This is a genomic window from Clostridium sp. LY3-2 (assembly GCF_024705715.1).
Lineage (GTDB): Bacteria > Bacillota > Clostridia > Clostridiales > Clostridiaceae > Clostridium.
Genome location: NZ_JAMDLQ010000041.1, coordinates 22,935 through 46,910, shown reverse-complemented (window position 1 = coordinate 46,910; position 23,976 = coordinate 22,935). Strand labels below are relative to the sequence as shown.

Annotated in this window: 21 protein-coding genes and 1 pseudogene; 20 read left to right on the top strand and 2 right to left on the bottom strand. The window is 26.4% G+C overall.

The genetic code is table 11. From position 1 onward, the window contains the following. The first annotated feature begins 77 nt into the window (after nt 1-77). From M4I33_RS13045 to M4I33_RS13025, 5 genes are all read left to right on the top strand, one after another. Entirely contained in the window at nt 78-908 is an 831-nt protein-coding gene (locus M4I33_RS13045; RefSeq protein ID WP_257917204.1) for a pyridoxamine kinase, read from the top strand. 40 nt (nt 909-948) lie between these two features. After that, nucleotides 949-1,086, top strand: coding sequence for a hypothetical protein (locus tag M4I33_RS13040; protein WP_257917203.1), 138 nt, complete (start codon nt 949-951; stop codon nt 1,084-1,086). A gap of 119 nt (nt 1,087-1,205) precedes the next feature. Continuing rightward, nucleotides 1,206-2,243 (top strand): transcriptional repressor TCF25 family protein, encoded by a 1,038-nt coding sequence (locus M4I33_RS13035; protein WP_257917202.1) that lies wholly within the window; start codon nt 1,206-1,208, stop codon nt 2,241-2,243. A 77-nt stretch (nt 2,244-2,320) separates the two neighbouring features. Continuing rightward, nucleotides 2,321-3,250: a hypothetical protein gene (locus M4I33_RS13030; RefSeq protein WP_257917201.1), complete on the top strand. Its 930-nt coding sequence runs from the start codon at nt 2,321-2,323 to the stop codon at nt 3,248-3,250. A 70-nt stretch (nt 3,251-3,320) separates the two neighbouring features. Next, a complete protein-coding gene (locus tag M4I33_RS13025) occupies nt 3,321-4,355 on the top strand; it encodes a 3'-5' exonuclease (protein ID WP_257917200.1) in 1,035 nt (344 codons plus the stop codon). Between the two features lie 15 nt (nt 4,356-4,370). Here M4I33_RS13025 and M4I33_RS13020 read toward each other — a convergent pair whose 3' ends face one another. Beyond that, complete coding sequence (locus M4I33_RS13020) at nt 4,371-4,796, bottom strand: divergent PAP2 family protein (protein WP_257917199.1); 426 nt, start codon at nt 4,794-4,796, stop codon at nt 4,371-4,373. Nucleotides 4,797-4,928: 132 nt separating this feature from the next. Here M4I33_RS13020 and M4I33_RS13015 point away from each other — a divergent pair, with 132 nt between their 5' ends. Beyond that, entirely contained in the window at nt 4,929-5,552 is a 624-nt protein-coding gene (locus tag M4I33_RS13015) for a hypothetical protein (RefSeq protein WP_257917198.1), read from the top strand. 10 nt (nt 5,553-5,562) lie between these two features. On the opposite strand, the gene M4I33_RS13010 is transcribed toward M4I33_RS13015, so the two are convergent. Next, nucleotides 5,563-5,952 carry a PadR family transcriptional regulator gene (locus M4I33_RS13010; protein WP_257917197.1) on the bottom strand — a complete coding sequence of 130 codons (390 nt, stop codon included), beginning with the start codon at nt 5,950-5,952 and terminating at the stop codon, nt 5,563-5,565. An 86-nt stretch (nt 5,953-6,038) separates the two neighbouring features. Between M4I33_RS13010 and M4I33_RS13005 the strand changes: the two genes are divergently transcribed. The 14 genes and pseudogenes from M4I33_RS13005 to hfq all read left to right on the top strand — a co-directional run bounded on the left by M4I33_RS13005 (nt 6,039) and on the right by hfq (nt 23,969). Further along, the gene (locus tag M4I33_RS13005; RefSeq protein ID WP_257917196.1) at nt 6,039-6,230 is read left to right on the top strand and encodes a hypothetical protein; all 192 of its coding nucleotides are present in this window, start codon (nt 6,039-6,041) and stop codon (nt 6,228-6,230) included. Between the two features lie 97 nt (nt 6,231-6,327). Then, entirely contained in the window at nt 6,328-7,038 is a 711-nt protein-coding gene (locus M4I33_RS13000) for a pseudouridine synthase (RefSeq protein ID WP_257917195.1), read from the top strand. A 14-nt stretch (nt 7,039-7,052) separates the two neighbouring features. Then, nucleotides 7,053-7,613, top strand: coding sequence for a class I SAM-dependent methyltransferase (locus M4I33_RS12995; protein WP_257917194.1), 561 nt, complete (start codon nt 7,053-7,055; stop codon nt 7,611-7,613). A 100-nt stretch (nt 7,614-7,713) separates the two neighbouring features. Beyond that, nucleotides 7,714-8,613 carry a MurR/RpiR family transcriptional regulator gene (locus M4I33_RS12990; protein ID WP_194190428.1) on the top strand — a complete coding sequence of 300 codons (900 nt, stop codon included), beginning with the start codon at nt 7,714-7,716 and terminating at the stop codon, nt 8,611-8,613. A 52-nt stretch (nt 8,614-8,665) separates the two neighbouring features. Beyond that, entirely contained in the window at nt 8,666-9,877 is a 1,212-nt protein-coding gene (locus M4I33_RS12985; RefSeq protein ID WP_257917193.1) for an NAD(P)/FAD-dependent oxidoreductase, read from the top strand. A gap of 75 nt (nt 9,878-9,952) precedes the next feature. After that, nucleotides 9,953-10,612 (top strand): (d)CMP kinase, encoded by a 660-nt coding sequence (cmk, locus tag M4I33_RS12980; RefSeq protein ID WP_257917192.1) that lies wholly within the window; start codon nt 9,953-9,955, stop codon nt 10,610-10,612. A 15-nt stretch (nt 10,613-10,627) separates the two neighbouring features. After that, nucleotides 10,628-12,522, top strand: a pseudogene (locus tag M4I33_RS12975) (bifunctional 4-hydroxy-3-methylbut-2-enyl diphosphate reductase/30S ribosomal protein S1). Between the two features lie 41 nt (nt 12,523-12,563). Then, nucleotides 12,564-13,424 carry a GNAT family N-acetyltransferase gene (locus M4I33_RS12970; RefSeq protein WP_257917191.1) on the top strand — a complete coding sequence of 287 codons (861 nt, stop codon included), beginning with the start codon at nt 12,564-12,566 and terminating at the stop codon, nt 13,422-13,424. 66 nt (nt 13,425-13,490) lie between these two features. After that, complete coding sequence (miaB, locus tag M4I33_RS12965; RefSeq protein ID WP_257917190.1) at nt 13,491-14,828, top strand: tRNA (N6-isopentenyl adenosine(37)-C2)-methylthiotransferase MiaB; 1,338 nt, start codon at nt 13,491-13,493, stop codon at nt 14,826-14,828. Nucleotides 14,829-14,909: 81 nt separating this feature from the next. Continuing rightward, nucleotides 14,910-18,122: a DEAD/DEAH box helicase gene (locus tag M4I33_RS12960; protein ID WP_257917189.1), complete on the top strand. Its 3,213-nt coding sequence runs from the start codon at nt 14,910-14,912 to the stop codon at nt 18,120-18,122. A gap of 96 nt (nt 18,123-18,218) precedes the next feature. Next, nucleotides 18,219-20,831, top strand: a complete 2,613-nt coding sequence (mutS, locus tag M4I33_RS12955) for a DNA mismatch repair protein MutS (RefSeq protein WP_257917188.1) — start codon at nt 18,219-18,221, stop codon at nt 20,829-20,831. Between the two features lie 9 nt (nt 20,832-20,840). Continuing rightward, nucleotides 20,841-22,742: a DNA mismatch repair endonuclease MutL gene (gene mutL, locus M4I33_RS12950; protein WP_257917187.1), complete on the top strand. Its 1,902-nt coding sequence runs from the start codon at nt 20,841-20,843 to the stop codon at nt 22,740-22,742. 1 nt (nt 22,743) lies between these two features. Continuing rightward, nucleotides 22,744-23,682, top strand: coding sequence for a tRNA (adenosine(37)-N6)-dimethylallyltransferase MiaA (miaA, locus tag M4I33_RS12945; protein ID WP_257917186.1), 939 nt, complete (start codon nt 22,744-22,746; stop codon nt 23,680-23,682). 44 nt (nt 23,683-23,726) lie between these two features. Continuing rightward, on the top strand, nt 23,727-23,969 hold the full coding sequence (gene hfq, locus M4I33_RS12940; RefSeq protein ID WP_194190437.1) for an RNA chaperone Hfq: 243 nt from the start codon (nt 23,727-23,729) through the stop codon (nt 23,967-23,969). Nucleotides 23,970-23,976: the final 7 nt, after the last annotated feature.

Below are 23,976 nucleotides of genomic sequence, written 5' to 3'. Positions count from 1 at the left end.
CATAGGATACGTGAAGTAACTTTTAAATATATATAAGGTATGATATTATAGATGTAAAAAAAGAAAAAGGTGATACTATGAAAGATACAAAAAAAATAGCTGTCATTAATGATATATCAGGAGTAGGCAGGTGCTCATTAACTGCATCAATACCAATAATAAGTGCACTTGGGTCTCAAGTTTTACCTGTGCCTACTTGTATATTATCAAATCAAACTGGTTTTGATAAATTTTATTTTAAAGATTTAAGTAGTTGCCTAACTGAATATTTAAATGTTTGGCTTAATGAAAAACGAAGATTTGATGTTATCTATACAGGATTTATAGGTTCAATAGAGCAAATTAATCCAATAATTAATTTTGTTAAAGAAAATAAGAATTCACTTATAATAACAGACCCCATACTAGGTGATGATGGAGAAAAATATAAATTTTTTACTAATGAATTATGTAAGAAACTAAACGAATTAATTGCATATAGTGATTTAATTACTCCAAATTTAACTGAAGCTTGTATTTTGCTTGATTATGATTTGAATCTAAAAAAGTATAATATAAATGATATAAAGGTGATAGCCGAAAAACTTTGCTTGCTCGGTCCATCTAAAGTTATAATTACAGGTATAAAATCTGATTCAACAATCACAAATTTATATTTTAATAATATAACTAAAGAATCATTTATAATAACTAATGAACTATTAGGTGGATCTTTTAGTGGTACAGGAGATTTATTTATTTCTACATATATTGGATTAATACAGCTTGGTAAAACTGATGCTGAAGCTTTAGAAATAGCTTCAAACTTTATTTATGATTCAATAAGTTACTCTTTAAAGTATGATTTAGATCCTAAAGAAGGTGTGTCATTTGAAAAACAAATACCTTCACTTTTATCAAATGTATAATAATTTCTAATTTGAGAAACATATTATTGGTGGTGATAATATGAATAAGAAACAGGACAAAATAAATTCAATGCAAGATTTTATTAATTTAGAAAAAACTAAAAGTTATAAGAAAAATTATGAAAATAAAAACAAAGCAACAGAAATAGTTGATAACACGAATAATTCATTGAAATAAAGATTAGGTTTTCCTAATCTTTATTTTTGGCATAAAAATAGTGAAAATTTATTAAATTTAAGTTATAATAGTAAAATGTGATTAAAAACAGAATTTTTTAATTTTATTAGGAGGAATAAATGATAAACGTGAATAACATACCTACAGAAGTATTAAGTAGGGTAAATGATATATCAGAAAAAATTAATGACTTTAATTTAAAAGTTTTAAATAAAGAGTACGCAGATAAATGTGATGAATTATTAACTTCTTTATCACAGAGTGAAAATTGTAATTTAACAAGAGGTAAAACAAACACTTGGGCAGCTGGGGTAACTCATGCTATATTTTTTGTAAATGATACTCTTAATAAAAAAGGAATACATATGGATGAACTTGCTGATTTCTTTGATGTTTCAGAAGGAACTATTGGAACTAAATCAAGAGAAATTAGAAAAGCTTTAAAAATTGAAAAAAGTTCTACTGAGTGGAAAATAGATGAAAATAATAGTAAGGACAGTATATCTTCTCCTAATACTGACGATTCATCTAAAGTTATAGAAAAATTCAGTTTAGCTTTAGGGCTTGATAATGTTGAAGAAGGCGCGAAGTTAATAAAGGAATGTAGTGAAGAACTAGAACTAAAATTAAAAGAAAATGGTAAAGAATTAAAAGATAGCATTTTTTCTTGTGCTGAAGGTGATTTTTACTTAACGGTTTTAGCAACTTTATCTAACTATGAGTTTGCTTTAGGAAATTATGAAAAGAGTTTTGAAATAGAAAAAACTTTAATAGATTTAGATCCTGAAGATTTAAGAAATGTTAAACATTCAATAATATTTAGAGCATTAATGATTCAAGATTATGATTATGTTAAAGAAATATTTGATAAATTCAAAGATGATGACTCATTATTCTTTAAATTTGGTAAGGTACTATACTACTTTAACAAAGGTGACAGAAAGAATGCTAGAAAGTACCTTAAAAAAGGTGTTAAACATAACTTTAAATTTATAGAATGTTTAATCGGGAATACTAAAGTATTCGATGGTGAGATTAGTTCATATACAAAAGGTAGTTTAGAGGAAGCTAGCTTATGTTTAGAGTACAGTTTACCTCTATGGACAAACGAAAAAATTGGGGCATGGTTAGTAAAAGCAATTAATAAAGTAAGGTAATAGGATTTCCTATTACCTTTTAATTTTTTTAAATATATTATCATATATTTTATAAGAATAATTTTTTTGGAGGAGAAATGATATCTGATAGTAATATACTGCTTTATTTAGATGAATCACTTATTAAGAATATGGCATCTCTTTATCTTGATGGATACATCGAAATACAAACCTTTAAGCGCATTTATGATATTTCTTTATCTGGTAAGTACAGATATACTGAGCGATATTTAAACTTTTATGAAGATAGAGTAACTAAAAATAAAAGAGAAGGGTATAGAGATAAAATGTATTCAGATGTATATAATTTTACGATTGGTAAGGAAAGAGAAAATTGTATAGAAAATCGTGGAACTCAAAGAATTGAAGAAGAAACAAAAAGAATATATACAAGTTTTATGCTACATAATCATCTAATTACAGCATTAAACAAGAAGAGTTTACTAAATAATTTTTCAAATGCAGATACTAATGTTATTTCATCTGGGCAAATAGTAACATGTAGTGCGTGCATTTTACCTGAGTCAATTTTAGATTATTTAAGTAATATTATTTCTATAATTAAATCTATAGGCTTTGAAAGATTAAATACACTTTTAAAAAGGGATTCTTTAATAAACTTTGAATCAGTTTTAAATATTTTTTCAGATATTTATGATAAATTAGCTTCACAAGGAACAATTGATATAATGGCTAAATGTAAAAATAATGATTTGGTCATGACATCAATTGAAAATTGTTTTTTAAATCAACAGTCACATAAGTATGATGCACTAAATTGTGATTGTACATTTGTTGGCAAAGTTCTACAAAATTGTAATCACAATAATCAATCCATTCATATGCTTAGAAAAACTGGTAATCAAGATTTTTATGAAAATATGATAAATATATGTTTGCCAGTAATTGAGACATTAAAAAAAATTGGAATAAGAGTCCCATCACCACCAAGATTTAAAATAAATAATAATCCTATACAGGTTAAACCTTTAAGCATTTATATATAAAAATAGAAAATTTATGGTATAAGTGATACAATTAATCAGTACAATTATATTAAAGAAAAGGAATCTTTTTATGAACAAGGAAATATTAGCTTATTATTCATTAAGAAAATTTGATTTAGTTTATAAACTAGATTATTTGATTATTGAAAAAAGTAGCAAAAGAGTTTTGATTAAAGCAAAAAAAAGAATTAAAGATATTGATATATATATTGCGCATAAACAATCCATATATTATATATTAAGAAATATATTAGCATTAAAGGATCTTGGTTTCTTACCTAAAGATACAACCATAGAAATTGGTTTAGATAGTATTAAAACTATTAATAAACTTAAAAGTGATTTGATAAATAAAAAATTTAGTGAAGATTCATTAAATTTCTTAATCAATAAGTTAGAAAAGATATGCTTTTTCAAATCATTAAATACATTAGAATATATATATAAAACAAAAAAGCCAAACTTAAACTTATTTATTAAATCTGAAAAAAAAGCAAAGGAATACTCAAAATTTATAAGACGAAAAAGTTTGTTAATAGATTTAAAAGAAGATTTGACAACGAAGCAAGATATTATTTTTTTTGACTTTGAAATGAATTGTCTAACAGATTTTAAAAGTGTTGAAATAATTAGTATTGGAGCCGTAAAAACCAGTATTTCAGGAGAAGTTAAGGAGAAGTTTTATAGAACAATAAAGCCCTATGGGGTGTCCCAATTATCTGAAAAATGTATTGAGATAACAGGTTTATTACAAAAAGAAATTGATAGGTCAATGAATTTTAATTATGTTTTTAATGAATTCTTTGAATGGTCAAAAAATTCAAGTAAGGTCTTTTGCTTTTGGGGGGGTAACGATCTGAAAGTACTTCAAAACGACTATAGAAGAAATTCATCTAAAAGCAAAGTAGTTATGGAAATTTTGACTAACAACTATGATTTTCAGGAAATATTTTGTAAAGACATCATAAAACAAGATGATTTATTATCTATAAAAAATGCTTTAAAGTATTTTAAAATAGATTTCATTGGAAATGAGCATAATGCCTTAAATGATGCACTTAACTTATCAATAATTTATAAAAAAATACATCATAGCCTCTTCTAGGCTATGATGTATTTTTTATAATGGAAATATAAATCCAACTAACAAACCTAAAATTAAACCACCTAATACTTCAAATGGTGTATGACCTAAAATCTCCTTTAATTTTACGTTTGATAGATCTATTTTGTTTTGAGAAGACATTAAAATATTCAAGAATTTTGCATGCTGTCCAGCAGCTCTTCTAACGCCCATCGCATCATACATAACAATCGATGCAATCACAAAAGCAAGCGCAAAAATAGGTGATTTAAAACCTTCTGTTCTCCCGATCCCTACTGCTAAAGACGATATATATGCAGAATGTGAACTAGGCATTCCCCCAGTTTCAAAAATTATGCTTAACCTCAGTTCTTTATTAATAAAGAACCCAAATGGGACTTTTAGTAATTGAGCCAAAATTAACGCAAATAAACTTAACTCAATCAATTTGTTAAAATTCATATTTATGCCTCCAACTATAGTTTTATAATATTACGATAACATATAATTATATATTTTTCATTTAATAAATATGAATTTTTATTTATTAGAGATGAAATAATAAATAAAAATACTATTTTAGGAGTGATGATCTTGCCGATTCCAGTAATAACTTCAATAATATCTGCAATCTCAATAATTTCTGGTTCTGCACTAGGTGCATGGTGTAGTTGGGTAATTAACAATAAAATACATAAAATACAGATTGAAGAAGAACATGTTCTTTTAAAAGAAAAACAAGAATTTGAGACTCTATATAAGACCAAAGAGATTTGCTCAACTGCAAATTCAATTAAGCTAGATGTTTGTACAGCCATATTTCAAAGCATAAGATTTCTAGAGTGTAAAAATAAAAAAGAAAATATTTTTATTTTTCCAATAAACAAAAACTATAGTTTTTCAATTTCTTTACTTTGTGATTATTTTAATATAAGAGAATTAAGCTATATTTATCAGTTTTATGGATTAATAGAGACTATAAACAATAAAATATTAATGAAAAATTATTATACAAATGAAGAAAATTTTATAAGTGAATATAAAAATGTTATTAAGAAAGTATACGGATTAAATTATGAGGAAATATTAAAACTTGATATAAACAGTATAAGTTACGAGGAGCTTATTAATAATGAATATATAAAACCAGGGTATAGAGAAATACTAAGTAAACTAGATAATTTATGTAAATTAGCTAAAATAAAAGATAATAAATAATTATTATCTTTTATTTTAATAGCATTATTTTAATTTTATCTAGAGAAATTTTAGTTTTTTCTATATTAGAAACATAATCACTAATATGATTTTTTAAATAACTTATTCCTGAATCTGTTATTGAATATATCTTTTTACTACGTTTATTTAAAAATTCATCACCAGTCCATTTTGAAACTACGTAACCATTTTTTTCAAGTTCATATAAACTTTCATATATAGTACTAGATGATATAGGAAACGGAACTTCTATGTCTTTGAAATTTTCCTTGAAATCAATAAGTATTTTATTTCCAAACACCATATTGTTATTGGCTAGTTCCTTTAATATGTAAAGTTTGTACATCATCTTTGCATTCACAACATTTCTAGGGGCAACAATTCTACTTCTTTTTTCCATGTTTTCACTCCTTTTGTAACAATTATAACACATATACTCTATCTTCTGAATATTATGAAGTATCTAAAGAAGAGGAGTTGATTCACGTGTCAAGATCTTGTATGAGGTATTGTAATAACTGTCCAAATAATAATTGTAATCCTTACTCAAATAGTTCATTTTGTAACGGTGGCTTTAATAGCTGTGGTTTTGGAAATAATGGATATGGATGTGGTTTTGGATTTGGTAATAATCCTTTAATATGGTTGCTTTTATTAAATAGTTTTTGTAGGTATTAGTACAAATAAGGATGTGACAATTGTCACATCCTTATTTAACTTGTAAAAATTTTTAACTAAAGATATAATCATATTGAATATTGTACTGGAGGAAATTATGAAAGAAAGATTACAAAAATATATGGCTAGTTGCGGAGTTGCATCTAGAAGAAAATGTGAAGAAATTATTTTATCCGGAAGAGTTACTGTAAATGATAAATTAGTAACTGAACTTGGTTCTAAGATAGATACTGATATTGATAAAGTTTTTTTAGATGGAATATTAATAAATAAAGAGGAATTTAAAAGATATATAATTTTAAACAAACCAGTTGGGATTATTACATCTGTAAAAGATGAAAAAAATAGAAAAACAGTTTTAGATATCGTAGATGTTAATGAGAGAGTTTATCCTGTAGGTCGTCTAGATTATGACAGTTCTGGTTTGTTATTATTAACAAATGATGGCGAATTTTATAATAAAATCATTCATCCTAGAGTTGAAGTGAATAAAGTATACATAGCAAAAGTATCTGGAACTTTCACTAAAGAAGATATTTCAAAATTTGAAAATGGAATAGACATAGGTGGATATATAACTGCAAAATCAAAAATTAAAGTGATTAAACAAAGTAGCAAAGAGTCTGTCGTAGAAATAATAATTCATGAAGGAAAAAATAGACAGATACGAAGGATGTGTTCTGCTTTAAATCATGATGTTATAAGCTTAAAAAGAGTGGCGATAGGAAATATCAAACTAGGAAATTTAAAGCCTTCCGAATATAGAGAGTTAAATAAAAGTGAAATAGATTATATCAATACACTTTAAAAGGGGTAATATATATGTATAGATACGTTGGAGATATAAGTAAAATAGCACACAATATAGTATTAAATTACCTTGATTCATTTGATGTAGCAATTGATGCAACACTCGGAAATGGTCACGATACTGATTTTTTAGTAAATCACTTTGGTATAGTTTATAGCTTTGATATACAGCAAATTGCATGTCAAAACTATTCTAATAAAAATATTTCAAATGTTAATGTAATAAACGATAGCCATGAAAATTTTAAACTATATATTGATAAGCCTGTAGACTTAATAATGTATAATTTAGGTTTTTTACCAGGTGCAAACAAGGATATTACAACTAATCATTTAAGTACTATAAAAAGTATAAAATCAGGATTGGAAATTTTAAATAACGGTGGTTTTATTACCGTATGTGTTTATCCTGGACATAATGAAGGCGAAATAGAATCATCTTGCATTTCAGACTTAATTGAAACACTTCCTAAAAATGAATTTGGAGTTATGGTTCATAAATTTGCAAATAGGAGTAATTCAGCTCCATACTTAGTTATAATAGAAAAAAATCGTGCCAATATAAAAGAATAAACAAATTATAAAAGAATCTATAATGAATTATATTGTTGAATTAAATTTCATATGATGATAAAATTATAATACATAATTATTGAAAAGTGGGTAGGATGATATGGATAATGATTTTAATGATAATAGAGATTTAATGAGATTAATTCAAACAAGATTTCAAAAGCTTAGTAAAGGACAAAAATTGATTGCTGAATATATTTTAAATGATTATGATAAAGCAGCGTTTATGACAGCCGCAAAACTTGGTGTAGCCGTAGGCGTTTCAGAATCCACGGTAGTAAGATTTGCTAATGAACTTGGTTTTAGTGGATACCCTAAACTACAAAAGGCTTTACAAGAGTTAATAAAAAATAAACTTACGACTGTTCAAAGACTAGAATTATCAAATGATTATGTATCTGATGCAGATGCGTTAAAAGGCGTTTTAAAATCCGATATGGAAAATATAAGATCTACGCTTGAAAAAATAAACCCTAAAATTTTTGAACAAGTAGTAAATGAAATTTTCAAAGCAAATAATATTTATATTCTCGGTTTAAGAAGTTCTACTGCAGTAGCAGAATTTTTAGGTTTTTATTTAAATATAATTTTGAAGAATGTTAGAACTGTAAGTTATGGAATTTCAGATATTTTCGAACAATTAATAAACGTTAAAGAAGGCGATTTAGTAATAGGAATTGGTTTTCCAAGGTATGCATCTAAAACAATTGCTGCACTTGATTTCAGTAAAACTAGAGGGGCTAAAGTTATTGCTATAACCGATTCTTTAATTTCTCCTCTTGCAGCACAGGCAGATTTAGCACTTATAGCACAAAGTAATATGGCTTCTTTTGTTGATTCATTAGTCGCTCCACTTTCGTTAGTAAATGCACTTATTATTTCTGTTGGCATGAGAGAAAAGGAGAACATAGCTAAAACATTTGATTCCCTTGAGGAAATTTGGCAAGACTATAACGTTTATCAGATAAATAATAAAACAATAGGTGATTTAAATGATTAAGCAATCTTAAATGATTGCTTTTTCTAATGTTTAATTTTAAGGAGTTGATTTTTTGAAAACAGTAGTTGTAATTGGCGCTGGACCAGCTGGTATGATGGCTGCAATAGAAAGTAGTAAAAGTAATAAAGTTATTTTAATAGAAAAAAATAATAAACTTGGTAAAAAACTATTTATCACAGGAAAAGGTAGATGTAATGTTACAAATAATAAGGATATTTCAGAGTTTTTTGATTATATTCCTGGTAATCCTCATTTTTTATATAGCTCACTTTACACTTTTGATAACCAAAGGACAATAGAGTTCTTTGAAAAAAATGGAGTTAAGTTAAAAGTTGAGAGAGGAGGAAGGATTTTCCCTAATTCTGATAAATCGTCAGATATTATAAAAGGATTTGAAAGAGCGTTAAAAGAACAAAATATCAAAATTATCTTTAATTCAGAGGTAACAGGTATTAATGTTTCGAAAAATTTAATAGAATCAGTTTCTGTAAATAATTCATCATCTATAAAAGGTGATCATTTTATATTTTGCACTGGAGGTGCATCATATCCATTAACAGGTTCTACGGGGGATGGCCAACAATTCGCAAAAATGTTAGGACATAACATAATCCCACTAACACCATCTTTGGTTCCGCTAGAATTAAATGGACGTGATTTTTCTGAATTAGCAGGTCTTTCTCTTAGAAATATACAAATTGAGATTAAAAATAAAAATAAAATCTTATATTCAAGTTTTGGTGAAATTAAATTTACTCCTTTTGGTGTAACTGGTCCTTTAATACTAAGCGGAAGCAGATATGTTAATGATAAAAATCTAAATTTAAATATAGATTTGAAGCCTGCATTAGATCAATCTGAACTAGATAAAAGAATTCAAAAAGATTTCTTAAAATATAAAAACTCGGAATTCAAGAACTCATTAAATGAATTACTTCCAAAGAAGTTAATTCCAGTAATTATAAATCGAAGTGGCATAGATGAGAATAAGCTAGTTAATGAGATAACAAAATCTGAAAGAAAAAATCTACTATACAATATTAAAAATTTTGAATTTAGTATTAAAGGTTTGAGACCTCTAGCTGAAGCAATTGTAACTTCAGGTGGAGTAGATACATTAGAAATTGATCCTTCTACAATGAAAAGTAAGATAATACAAAATTTATCATTTGCAGGTGAAATAGTTGATGTAGATGCTTTTACTGGAGGATACAATGTTCAAATAGCATTATCTACAGGGTATATTGCCGGTAACAGTATATAATAATACTTGTTAGAATAAATATATGAAGATATAATATTGATATAAAGTTTTACAATTTAGGAAGGTGGAATTGATTTGAAATTATCAGTCGCAATAGATGGTCCAGCAGGGGCCGGTAAAAGTACAATAGCACAATTAGTAGCAAAGGAATTTGATTTAATGTACATAAATACAGGAGCTATGTATAGAGCAGTAACATTAAAAGCTAAAGAAAATAAAATATCTCCTGAAGACGTTAGTTCGCTATGTGAACTTATTGATACTATGGAAATGCATTTTGAAAATGATGACTTATATTTAAATGGAGTAAATATTCAAGATAAATTAACAATGCCAGAAATAAGTGCTTCTGTCTCAGCTTATGCCTCAATTCAGGAAGTAAGAAAAAAACTAGTAACAATGCAAAGTGAAATGTCAAAAAAATTCAATGTAATAATGGATGGACGAGATATCGGAACTGTTGTACTAAAAGATTCTCCATACAAAATCTTTTTAACAGCTACACCTGAAGAAAGAGCCAAGAGAAGATTTGATGAATTAACAAATAGAGGAATAGATTGTTCTTATGAAGAAATATTAAATGATATAATAAGAAGAGATCATATTGATAGTACTAGAGCAGTGGATCCTTTAAAAAAAGCTTCGGATGCAGTAGAAATTGATACAACTGGACTAAATATTCAAGAAGTTACTCAAAACATAATAGATTTTATTAAATCTAAGAAGAACAATTAAGCGTAGGAGAATATTATGAAAAATATAATTTTAGCCGACAATGCAGGTTTTTGTTTTGGTGTAAAAAGAGCAGTAGATACATCTTTAGAAGAGCAACTAAAGCAAAATAAACCGATTTATACTTTAGGACCTCTTATACATAACAATGATGTTGTAGAATTTCTTAAAGAAAATAAAATCTATCCTATAGATATCACTGAAGTAAATAAATTAAAAAGTGGAGATACTATTATAATAAGATCACATGGTGTTCCAGAAAAAACAATTAAATATTTAAATGATTTAAATTTAAATATTGTAGATGCAACTTGCCCGTTTGTTACAAATATACAAAAAAAAGTACAGAAATATTCTAATTTAGGATATAAAATAATCATACTTGGAGATAAGGAACATCCTGAAGTTGTTGGTATAAATGGTTGGTGCAATGACAATGCTATTATCTATAAGGATGGAAATTTAAGTTCTGATGTTCCCAAAAAGGTTTGTGCTGTATCTCAGACTACAGAAAAGAATAAAAACTGGGAGAAAATGATATCACAGCTTTCTGTAAAAACCAAGGAACTACTAGCATTTAATACTATATGTTCTGCTACTGAAGAAAGGCAAAAGAGCGTTGAAGAATTAGCTAAAAATGTTGACTTGATGATTGTTATAGGTGGAAAAAACAGTTCTAATACAACCAAATTATTTCAAATAGCTAATGAATTATGTTCGAAAACAATCCATATAGAAAATGCTTCAGAATTAAATACATCCTTTTTAGACAGTGCCAATAATATAAAAGTTGGTATTACCGCAGGAGCATCAACTCCTGATTGGGTAATTAGGGAGGTTATAGAAATATGCGAGAGTCAAATGAACAACTAGAATTTATTAATAATAGTTTTAATGATTTATCAATAGGGACAGAAATTACAGGTGAAATAGTAAAAAAGAATGCAGACAGTCTTATTATTTCAATACCTAATTATAAATATGAAGGATATTTACCTTTTAATGAAATCACATTTGAAAAAAATGATATTAGTTTTTTAGATAAATATAAATTAAATGATAAAATAACTGCAAAGGTTATTAAATTAAAAGATCAAAATAACCATGTTGTTTTATCAATCTTAGAATATGAAAAACAAAATGCTTTTAAAAAAATAGATGAAATTTATAAAAGCAATGAAACTATTACACTAAATGTTGATGAGGCAAAAGAGAATGGCTTGGTTTCTTATTATAAAGGTATTAGAATCTTTATTCCATTATCACAAATTGATACTAAATTTATAAATGATACAGCTATCTTTAAAAATAAGCATATTGAAGTTAAAATAATTGACTTCGATATTAGTAATCCTTCAAGAGTGGTTGCCTCTAGTCGTATACTAAAAGAGCAAGAATTTTTATTAAAGGAAGAAAAGGCTTGGGATAGTATTAAAGTAAATGATATAGTTTCTGCTGAAATTAAAAGGTTCACAAAATTCGGGGCTTTTGCAAATGTAAATGGAATTGACGGACTAATACATTTATCACAGATTTCTTGGAATCATGTTAAAAAAGCAGAAGATTATCTAAAATCTGGAGATATAATAAATGTTAAAGTTATTGATATTGACAAAGCATCTAAAAAACTTTCTTTATCTTTAAAGGAATTATCACCAAAGCCTTGGGAAAATATTGAAGTGAAATATCCTACAAATTCTATAGTCCTTGGAAAGGTTGTTAGAATTAACGATTTTGGTGCTTTTGTTGAATTAGAAGATGGTGTAGATGGGCTAGTTCATATTTCGAAAATATCTCATAATAGAATAGAACATCCGTCTGATGTATTAACAGTTGGTCAGGAAATAAAAGCTAAAATTCTTACAGTTGATAAAAATAATAAAAGAATAAGTTTAAGTATTAAAGATGTATAAAATAACCCCTATAGGGGTTATTTGTTTAGTAAGAGGTAATTATGTATAGGCTAGTCTCATTAAATAAAGATAATTATAATTTGGTTTTGAATTTATATAAAATGAATAGTAAAAAAAACAATTTCACGAAATTCATTAACTTCAAAAATGAAAATAACTTTTTTAACAAAATAATTAATCATAGACATGTTTTCTTAATAGAACGAAACAAAACAATTTCAGGTTACATTGTTTTTGAAAAAGAAGATGACAATTTAATCGAAATTATTGATGTTTTTTTTAGCAGATATGATGAGTCGTTTATTTTAAAAGAATTCAATATGTTTAAATCTAAAAATTTCAAATTATCGTGTCTTTTAAATGATAATAATAAAGAATTTATAAATGATAATTCTTTTATTATCACAAATAGAACTTTGCTTATGAAAAAATTATTGTTAAAAAATGAGTTGGAGAGAATAGATACACAACATGCTTTGAAAATTAGGGACTATCATAAAAAACAAGATGAATTTTTAAGATGTTTTATACAAAATGATGTATTTAAAAAAGAAGGTAGAATTCCTTTATCTGTTAATGATATACTATCTGAATATGAAGAATCATATTATTTAAATGACCTTAATTTTTTCTTGTATCTATATGATAATCCTATTGGGTATGGACAAGTTATAGATTTTTTTGGAAATTATATGATAGTAAACTTAGGAGTTTTATCAGATTTTAGAAAAAAAGGTTATGGAGAATTTCTACTTGATAATATCATTAACATATCAAGATCAAAAGGAATAACAGAAATTTATATAAAAGTTGATTATGAAAATGTAATTGCACAAAGTCTATATTATAAAAAAAATTTCAAGCATATTGGCGACTTTGTCAATTGCTTTATTATAGATTAACTATTTTATTATTAACATTATTTGTGATATAATACAAAAAGTAATTTTATATATGGAGGAAAACAAATGGAATCTAATCAAAATACTGATTTAAAATATTATATAGAAACTTGGGGCTGCCAAATGAACGAAGAAGATTCAGAAAAATTATCTGGCATGCTTAAAAGAATAGGATATTCTAGAACCGAATCAAAGGAAGAGGCTTCAATTATACTATTCAATACTTGTTGCGTTAGAGAAAATGCTGAAAATAAGGTTTTTGGAAATTTAGGAGCACTAAAGAAATTAAAAGAAAAAAATAAAAATCTTATAATAGGAATCTGTGGATGTATGATGCAACAGAAAGGGATGGCTGATAAAATTCTTAAGAAATTCCCTTATGTAAATATCATATTCGGAACTCACAATTCATATAAATTCCCTGAATATTTAAATAGAGTAAGATCTGAGGGCGTTCAAATAAAAGAAATATTTGATAAAGAAACTGAAATTATTGAAGGTATTCCTGTAGATAGAGAAAGCTCATTAAAGGCTTTTGTTACAATAATGTATGGTTGTAATAATTTCTGTACTTACTGTGTAGTTCCTTATGTAAGAGGCCGAGAAAGAAGTAGAAAATCTGAAGATATAATTAACGAAATAAAAGAGTTAGTTTCAAAGGGATATAAAGAAATTACACTTTTAGGTCAAAATGTAAATTCATATGGTAAGGGACTTGAAGAAAACATAAAATTCTCTGATTTATTAAGAATGATAAATGAAATTAAAGGATTAGAAAGAGTTAGATTCATGACTTCACATCCAAAGGATTTAGATTTTGATGTGGTTGAAGCAATAAAAGATTGCGACAAATTATGCGAACAAATACATTTACCAGTACAAAGTGGATCAAATAAAGTTTTAAAAGAAATGAATAGGCACTATGATAGAGAACAATATTTAGATATAATAAAAAAAATAAAATCAGAAATTCCTGATGTTGCTATATCAACAGATATCATCGTAGGATTCCCAGGCGAGACTGATGAGGACTTTAACGAAACATTAAGCTTAGTTAAAGAGGTTGGGTATGATTCTGCATTCACTTTTATTTATTCAAGAAGAAACCATACTCCAGCTGATAAAATGGAAAATCAAATACCAGATGACGTTAAACACGAAAGGTTTAACAAATTAGTTGAAGCTGTAAATGTAGGTGTAATAAACGCAAATAAGAAATATGAAAATAAAGTAGTTGAAGTATTAGTTGAAGGATTTAGCAAAAATGATTCTACTAAATTATCAGGCAGAACAAGAACTGGTAAACTAGTTAATTTTATAGGTGATGAATCTTTCGTTGGAAAATTAGTTAATGTGAAAGTTTTAAGAGCTCAACCATTTTCACTTATAGGTGAAATAATATAAAGATGCATTTGCATCTTTTTTTTATTTGCAAGATTTTTCAAAATCATTTATTCTATTTATTAATGGAGAGTGATTTATGAAATGTTAAAACAAAATATTATAAATGCATTTATCAATAGTTGCTATATAAAAAGTGAAGCATCAGGTAAAAGAGTATTAAAAAATGATTTAGTAGAAGAGCTAAATATAAATCAAGAAGAAACTACAGTAGAAGTATATTCTAACGTTATCTCAGAAGAATTGTTTAATACATATAAAGCACAATTTGTTATTGACTATAATGCTTTAAAGGTTGTAAGTACAAAGTGCACTTGCTTAGATTTTGAAAAATCGAAAAAAACTAATTATGTATGCAAACATATTTATGCTTTGATGTTAAAATTTATAGAGAATTTAGATACGCTTTCAATGCAAGATAAATCTTATAATCAAAAATCCTACAAAAGAAAACCTTGTATTATGGATTTTTTAATAGATGATTCTAAAAATCTTTTAAAATTAGAATCTTTCATAAATAAAGACGAGTGGTCAAATAAAATTTCAATTGAATTTAAAATTGGAAATGAAGTAGATAACTTAAATTTAATGTATTCTATACGAGATATTAATTTGTTTATATTAAATAAATATAATAACATTCCTATGAAATTTGGAAAAGGATTAACTTTCCAAGATGACTTGTTTTCTTTCAGTGATAAAGATACAGAAATTTTAAATTTTATTTCAATGCTTCAAGAGTATGATTACAGTCTTGGAAATTATAAAAAGAGCCAAGAAAAATTTGTAAACGGAAAAGAACTAAGAATTCCAAAGTTTCTATTAAAACAATTTTTGAAGATTTTTGTAGGTGAACATATTTATTTAAACAAAGGGTTTTACTCAAGAGTTATTATTTCCGAAGTTATTTCAGGGGATATTCCTCTTCCTATAGATGTTATAGATAAAAATGGATTAACTATTGACTTTATTGATGGATTACCAGAAGAACTTCTAGAAGGATCGAATGTTTTTATATATAAATCCAATATTTATCTACCTAGCCAAAATCAAATAAATATGCTTAAAAAATTTATTAAATTAGCAGCAGAAACTAAAAAAATTATAATAGATAAAGGTGAAAAAGATTCTGCATATAAGCATTTAATCCCAAAGCTTATGAGTTTTAGTAAATACCTTCATTTAGATAATACAGTTAAAAAAAATATTTTATTTGGAAATCCAATTTATAAATTCTATTTTGATAGAGATGGTTCGACCACTGTCTTAAAAATTAATGTATGTTACGATAATTATGAATTTAATATTTTTGAAAACATTAAAGGTAAATACATCTATAATAATCTTGATAGTGTTAAACATATTGTAGACCAGATTGAAGGCTATGGTTTTACTAAAATAGATAATAACTTTGTTTTTACTAATTCTGAATATGAGCAATATGACTTTTTCAAAAATAAGATAAACGATTTACAAAGATTAGGTGAAATATTCTACACTGATAATTTTAAGCCATTATTAAATATAAACGATAAAATTGAAATTAATGTTGGGCACGGAAGACAAGATTATATAGAAATGAAATATGAATTTAAAGATATAGACGAAGTTGAGTATAAAAGCATTATAGAATCTATTATAAACCATAATAAATTCTATAAGTTAAATTCAGGAGAGTTCATAGATTTAGAAGAAATTGAGATAAAGGAATTAATCTGCTTTTTAAACGCAGTAACTCCATTTAAAGATGATATTAATAAAAACAAGATAGAAGTCCCTTCTAGTTATGGTTACTTTATAAAAAATAAATTAAATACTTTTACAAATACAACTTCAAAAGAGTTTCTTTCATTTTATAAAAATAAATCTAACTGTGATAATGAACTAAATTTTGAATCAATCAATGCTACCTTAAGGGAATATCAGATTTTTGGTGTTAAATGGTTAATAGAGAAATATAATTTAAAACTTGGGGGAATCTTAGCAGATGAAATGGGGCTTGGAAAGACATTACAGATTATTGCTTTATTGATTCTAAAAAGGCCAATAAAAACGTTGATTGTATCGCCTACATCATTAATATATAATTGGCAAAATGAAATAATTAAATTTGCACCAAACTTAAATTACAAAGTCATAGCAGGTTCTAAATCTGAAAGGTGTGATTTAATTAAAAATATTAAAAGTAATGAGGTTATAATAACTTCATATAACTCTCTAAGGATAGATAAAGATCTCTATGAAAATTTAAAATTTGATTTATTAGTTCTTGATGAAGCTCAATATATTAAAAATCCATCATCATTAACTGCAAGAACATGTAAATCACTTAATGCTAACTGTAAGTTTGCGTTAACTGGAACACCAATAGAAAATAACTTACTGGATTTGTGGTCAATATTTGATTTTATATTACCAGGCTACCTTTTCAGTAAAGAAGATTTTAATGTTAAATATAACAGAAACTTAAATGAGGATGAATGTATAAAAGATGAATTAAACAATTTAATTACACCTTTTATACTAAGGCGAACTAAAAACGAAGTATTAAAAGATCTTCCACCTAAAATTGAAAAAACCTTAACAGTTAAGATGACTAAGGAACAAGAAAAAATATATCTATCTTATAGTAAGTATGTTACAAGTATAATTAAAAAAGAAATGAAAGAAGATACATTTGGTAAAAATAAGATAAAAATGTTATCTTATTTAACTAAATTAAGACAGATATCAATTAGTCCTAAGCTTACAATAAATAGTTACACTTCTGATAGTGCAAAATTTAGAGCTGCTTATGACTTAATAATTAAATCAATAGAAAATAATAAAAAGATACTTGTATTTTCTCAATTTACAACAGCATTAAAAGAATTTTCAAACCTTCTTCAAAAGAAATCTATTAATTTCTTCTATTTAGATGGTAAAACTAAAGCTTCAGATAGAATTGAATTAGTGAATTCTTTTAATTCAGAATCTAAATGTAACGTTTTTCTAATATCTTTAAAGGCGGGCGGAACTGGACTAAACTTAACATCTGCGAATGTTGTTATTCACTTAGACCCTTGGTGGAATCCTTCTGTTGAGAATCAAGCGAACGATAGAGCACATAGGTTTGGTCAAAAAGAACCAGTTGAAATAATAAAAATAGTATCTAAAGATACTATAGAAGAAAAAGTTCTTAATTTACAGAATCAAAAAAATATGCTTATTAAAAGTATTTTAGAAAATGGCAATTTATCAAATGAATATCTATCAAGTTTATCTAATGAAGATTTTCTTAAAATGTTTGAAGGCTAAGAATGCAACTTAGCCTTCTTTTATATATAAGTTTAATAATATGATTGGTTATGTTAAAATAATTCTATAATAATATATTAATGGAGGTAATACAGTATGGGTTTAACACCTATGATGTTGCAATATTTTGAAATAAAAGAAAGATATAAAGATTGTATAGTATTTTTTAGACTAGGTGATTTTTATGAGATGTTTTTTGAGGATGCAAAAACTGCTTCAAAAGAATTAGAGTTAGTATTAACAGGGAGAGATTGTGGATTAGAAGAACGTGCACCAATGTGTGGTATTCCTTTTCATGCCTCTGCTAACTATATATCTAGATTAGTACAAAAGGGGTATAAAGTTGCAATCTGTGAACAGGTTCAAGATCCAAGTGAAGCTAAAGGTATTGTTAAAAGAGATGTTATAAAGGTTATAACTCCTGGAACATATATAGATCCATCTAATGATGAATGCAGTAATACATATTTAATGTCTATAACAGAATCAGATGGGGAGTTTGGTCTTGCAATAAGTGATATAAGCACTGGAGAATTTAAGACAACTTCATTTAAGGAATCAATTAATACGTTGGAAGATGAAATAGCGAAGATATCTCCTAAAGAAATAATAGTATTTAATGAAATTTCAGATTATTTAAATAAATCACTTGAGAGTTTATCTGGAATACTAATAAGTAAAAAAGATTACAAAGCTAATGATATAAAAATTGAATCAATGTTTGAGAATTATAAGGAAACAGATATAAGTTCTTTAAGTAATTCTAAAATAAGTGCAATTAAATTACTATTATCTTATATTAAGGATACACAAAAATGTAATCTTAGTAATATTAATTTTTTAGATGTATATGAAATAATTAATTTTATGACTATAGATAGTTCATCTAGACGTAATTTAGAATTAACTGAGAATATTCATGAAAAAACTAAGAAAGGTTCTTTATTATGGGTCCTAGATAATACATCTACAACAATGGGTGGAAGAGCATTACGTAAGTGGATAGAAGAACCTTTAATTAGTAAGGATGAAATAGATGATAGGTTAAATGGAGTAGATGAATTATACAAAAATATATCTTTAAACGAAGATATAAGGGCGTCATTAAAAGACATATACGATATAGAGAGAATTGTAGGTAAAATTGCAAATGGAAGTGTTAATGCAAAGGATTTAATTTCTTTAAAAAACTCTTTAACAAAGGTTCCTGCTATTAAAAATTTGATTTCATCTACAACCTCAACCATTTTAAAAAAGTATTATGATAACTTAGATCCGCTATTAGAATTAACTTCACTATTAGAAAAATCTATTAAAGATGATCCAAGCATAAGTTTAAAAGAAGGTAATATTATAAAAGATACCTATTCAAAAGATATAGATGAGTTAAGAATAGCAAAAACTAACGGGAAAGAGTGGATTGCTTCTTTAGAGAATAGTGAAAGGGATATTACTGGAATCAAATCATTAAAGGTTGGATATAATAAAGTTTTTGGTTATTACATAGAAATAAGAAAAGCTAATTATGATTCAATTCCTGAAGGAAGGTATATTAGAAAACAAACTTTATCAAATTCTGAGAGATATATAACTCAAGAATTAAAGGAAATGGAAGATAAAATTCTTGGTGCTGAAGAAAAACTAATAAATTTAGAATATAAGCTATTTTTAGAAATCAGATGTATTGTTGAAAAGCACATACCGAAATTAAAAAATACAGCTAGAACTTTAAGTAATATTGATGTACTATCAACTTTAGCTAAAGTTGCATTAGAAAATAATTACGTAAAGCCAACTCTTAATTCAGATGGCATTATAAATATTGTAGATGGCAGACACCCAGTGGTAGAAAAGGTGATTGGTCTTGGTGAATTTATTTCAAATGATTCATTACTTAACAGAAATAATGATAGGCTACTTTTAATTACGGGGCCTAATATGGCAGGAAAATCTACGTACATGAGGCAAGTTGCTTTAATAACGCTAATGGCTCAAATAGGTTCATTTGTTCCCGCAAAAGCTGCTAATATTTCACTATGTGATAAAATCTTTACACGTATAGGGGCTTCTGATGATTTAGCAGGAGGTAAATCTACTTTTATGGTAGAGATGTGGGAAGTTTCAAATATCTTAAATAACGCAACTTCTAAGAGCTTAGTATTATTAGATGAGGTTGGAAGAGGTACTTCTACTTATGATGGACTTAGCATTGCATGGGCTGTGATTGAGTATATATCAAAAAACAAGGATTTACAATGTAATACCCTATTTGCAACACACTATCATGAACTTACGAAGTTAGAGGGACAAATTGAAGGCGTAAAAAACTATTCAGTTGCTGTTAAAGAAATGAATGATAGCATAATATTCCTTAGAAAAATCATTGAAGGTGGTGCTGATCAATCTTATGGAATTGAAGTTGCAAAATTAGCAGGATTACCTGAAGCTGTTATTAATAGAGCAAAGGATATTTTAAATAACTTAGAAAATGTAGATCAAAATAACTTAAATACAAATAAAGAATTATTTGAAAAAGAAATAATAGACTCACCTAAATCTCAAACTCCTGATATACAGATGGATTTTGAAAGTTTAGAAAAAGAAAATTTATTAAATGAAATATTAAATATAAATATTTTAGAATTAACTCCTATGTCCGCAATGAATGAATTATATTCTTTAATAAATAAAGTAAAAGCATTAAAATAAGGTGATAACATGAGTAGAATAAATGTTTTAGATGATGTAACTTCAAACAAAATAGCAGCAGGTGAAGTAGTCGAAAGACCTTCCTCTGTTGTTAAAGAATTAATTGAAAATTCAATAGATGCAAACGCTAAAAACATAAAGATAGAAATTAAAGATGGGGGATCTACATTAATAAGAATAATAGATGATGGGGATGGAATTCATAAAGACGATTTAAAAAAAGCATTTCTACCTCATGCAACAAGTAAAATACAAAATGTAGAAGATATTTTTTCAATTTTATCCTTAGGTTTTAGAGGAGAAGCTTTAGCCTCTATAGCTTCAGTTGCAAAAGTTAAACTAAAATCCAAAACAGCTGATAGTGAATTTGGTAGAGGAATAGTTGTAGAAGGAGGAAAGATACTTTCTGAAGAGGAATGTGGATGCAATGACGGTACACAAATTGATGTGACCGACCTTTTTTATAATGTTCCAGCTAGAAAGAAATTTCTAAAATCCTTTACAAGAGAGGGCTCTATAATAAATGACATTGTAAATAGAATTGCCATTTCAAATCCTAAAATTAGCTTTTTATTAATTAATAATGATAAAAAAGTCTTACAAACGTACGGAAATGGGAATCAGAAAGATGTAATTAGAGCTATATACGGAAAAACAATCTCGGATGAAACTATTCCATTTAAATCAGATAATGATTTTATATCTATTTCTGGTTTTATTGGAAGAGAATTAATAGCAAGAGGATCTAGAAATAATCAAAGTATTTTTGTAAATAATAGATACATTAAAAATAAAACTGTAGTTGCAGCTGTGGAAAATGCATTTAAATCTTTTAGCACAGTAAATAAATTTCCTTTCTTTGTTTTAAATATAAATATTTATCCTGAATTTATTGATGTGAATATTCATCCAACTAAATCTGAGATTAAATTTAAAGATGAAAGGATTCTTTTTAAAACTGTGTTTGATGCTATTCATACCGCATTAAAAAATGATGTTTTCAACGATTTCAATTTACCTGAAGAAATTAAACAAAATACGCAAACTATTAGTGAGAAGCCAATAGAACTTGAACTTAATTTTTTAGAAGAGGAGTCAAAAATAAAACAAAATTCAAATATAAGTAGTAATGAGTTTATGTTTGATAAAATCGATAAAGAAAGAGAACAATTACTTAAGTTAAAAAATGCATTTTCAAATGAATCTGTAATGAATAATAAAATAGACTTAAATCAAAATGAAGAAAGTTATTCTGAATCATTAGTAAAAGAAGATAATTCTAATAGTTACAATGATAAAGATTGTGTTGCAAAAGAAGATTTAATACCTAAATTTCCTGCACTTAATGTTATTGGTCAATTCAACAAAACATATATACTTTGTGAAAATGATAGTATTCTTTATATTATTGACCAACATGCAGCACACGAAAAAATATTATTTGAGAATTATATGCAAAGTATTAAAAATAAAAACATTGTAGTTCAGCCTTTGTTGATTCCAACTCTAATTGATTTGTCGCAAGATGATTTTGCTTATTTTGAAGAGAATAAATCTATATTTTTAGATTCAGGTTTTGTAATTGAGAATTTTGGTGATTTTACTATTTCGATTAAAGAAGTGCCATATTTTCTAGGAAAGTTAGATGCAAAAAAAATTTTTATAGATATACTAGACAATATTAAAAACTTAGGTAGTGGCAAAGAGATTGAAGTTAAGTATAATAAAATAGCTACTATGGCTTGTAAATCAGCAGTAAAAGGAAATGATTACTTAGATTATAAAGAAATGGTTAATTTAGTAGATAAACTAAGATTTATAGAGGATCCATTCCATTGCCCTCATGGTCGCCCTACTATTATTAAGTTCAGCAGTACTGATTTAGATAAAAAATTTAGAAGGATTGTGTAAAATGATTAAAAAAAATAAAGACATCTTAGTTTTAGCCGGGCCTACAGCGATAGGTAAGACTGAACTTTCAATTAGATTAGCAAAAAAATTAAATGGAGAAATAATATCTGCAGATTCTATGCAAATTTATAAAAGTCTTGATATAGGCTCTGCAAAAGTAACTAGAGAAGAGATGCAAGATATACCACACCATATGATTGATATCATTGACCCAGATATACCTTTTACTGTTGCTGAATATAAAAATATTGCAGCCCCAATAATAAAGGATATTATATTACGAGGAAAGCTACCTATAATAGCTGGTGGTACTGGGTTATATATAAATTCTCTTACATGTAACATGGACTTTACAGAGGCCAAAACAGATATAAACTACAGAAATGAATTAAATAGTTTAGCATCTTTAAAGGGAAATGAATATGTACACTCACTTTTAGCTACAATAGACCCTATTAGTTATAAAAATATCCATTATAATAATTTAAAAAGGGTTATAAGAGCTCTAGAAGTATATAAACTTACTGGTAAACCATATAGTTCATATAACGCTGGTGAAAAAATTTATAATAGTGACTATAACGTACATTACTTTGTTTTAGATATGAATAGGGATGAATTATATAATAGAATAAATCATCGTGTAGATATTATGATGTCAAATGGTTTACTTAATGAGTGTATCCTACTAAAGTCAAATGGATTAAATTTAAACAATCAATCTATTCAAGGAATAGGTTATAAAGAAATATTTACTTACCTTGAAAAAAAAATATCTCTAGATGATGCAGTTGAACTTATTAAAAAAGGAAGTAGAAATTATGCTAAAAGGCAACTAACATGGTTTAGAAGAGATCCAAGGGCAATATTTTTAAATAAAGATATGCTAACTTTAGATCAAATAGAAAATAAAATTATTAATGACATTAAATCTATTTAGAGTTATAATTATAAATAAACAGGATTTTGTGGAGGTGCTAGTAGATGAACAATCAACATAATAATTTACAAGACATATTCTTAAATGGGGCTAGAAAAAATAAAATACCAGTTGAAGTGTATTTAACAAATGGTTATAAATTAAAAGGGTTTGTAAAGGGATTTGATAACTTTACCGTTGTGTTAGATTGTGATGGCAATCAAATGTTAGTATATAAACATGCGGTAACAACAATAACACCTGCAAAACCAATCTTATTCGTTGATAATAATTTAAATAATGAATAAATTATGT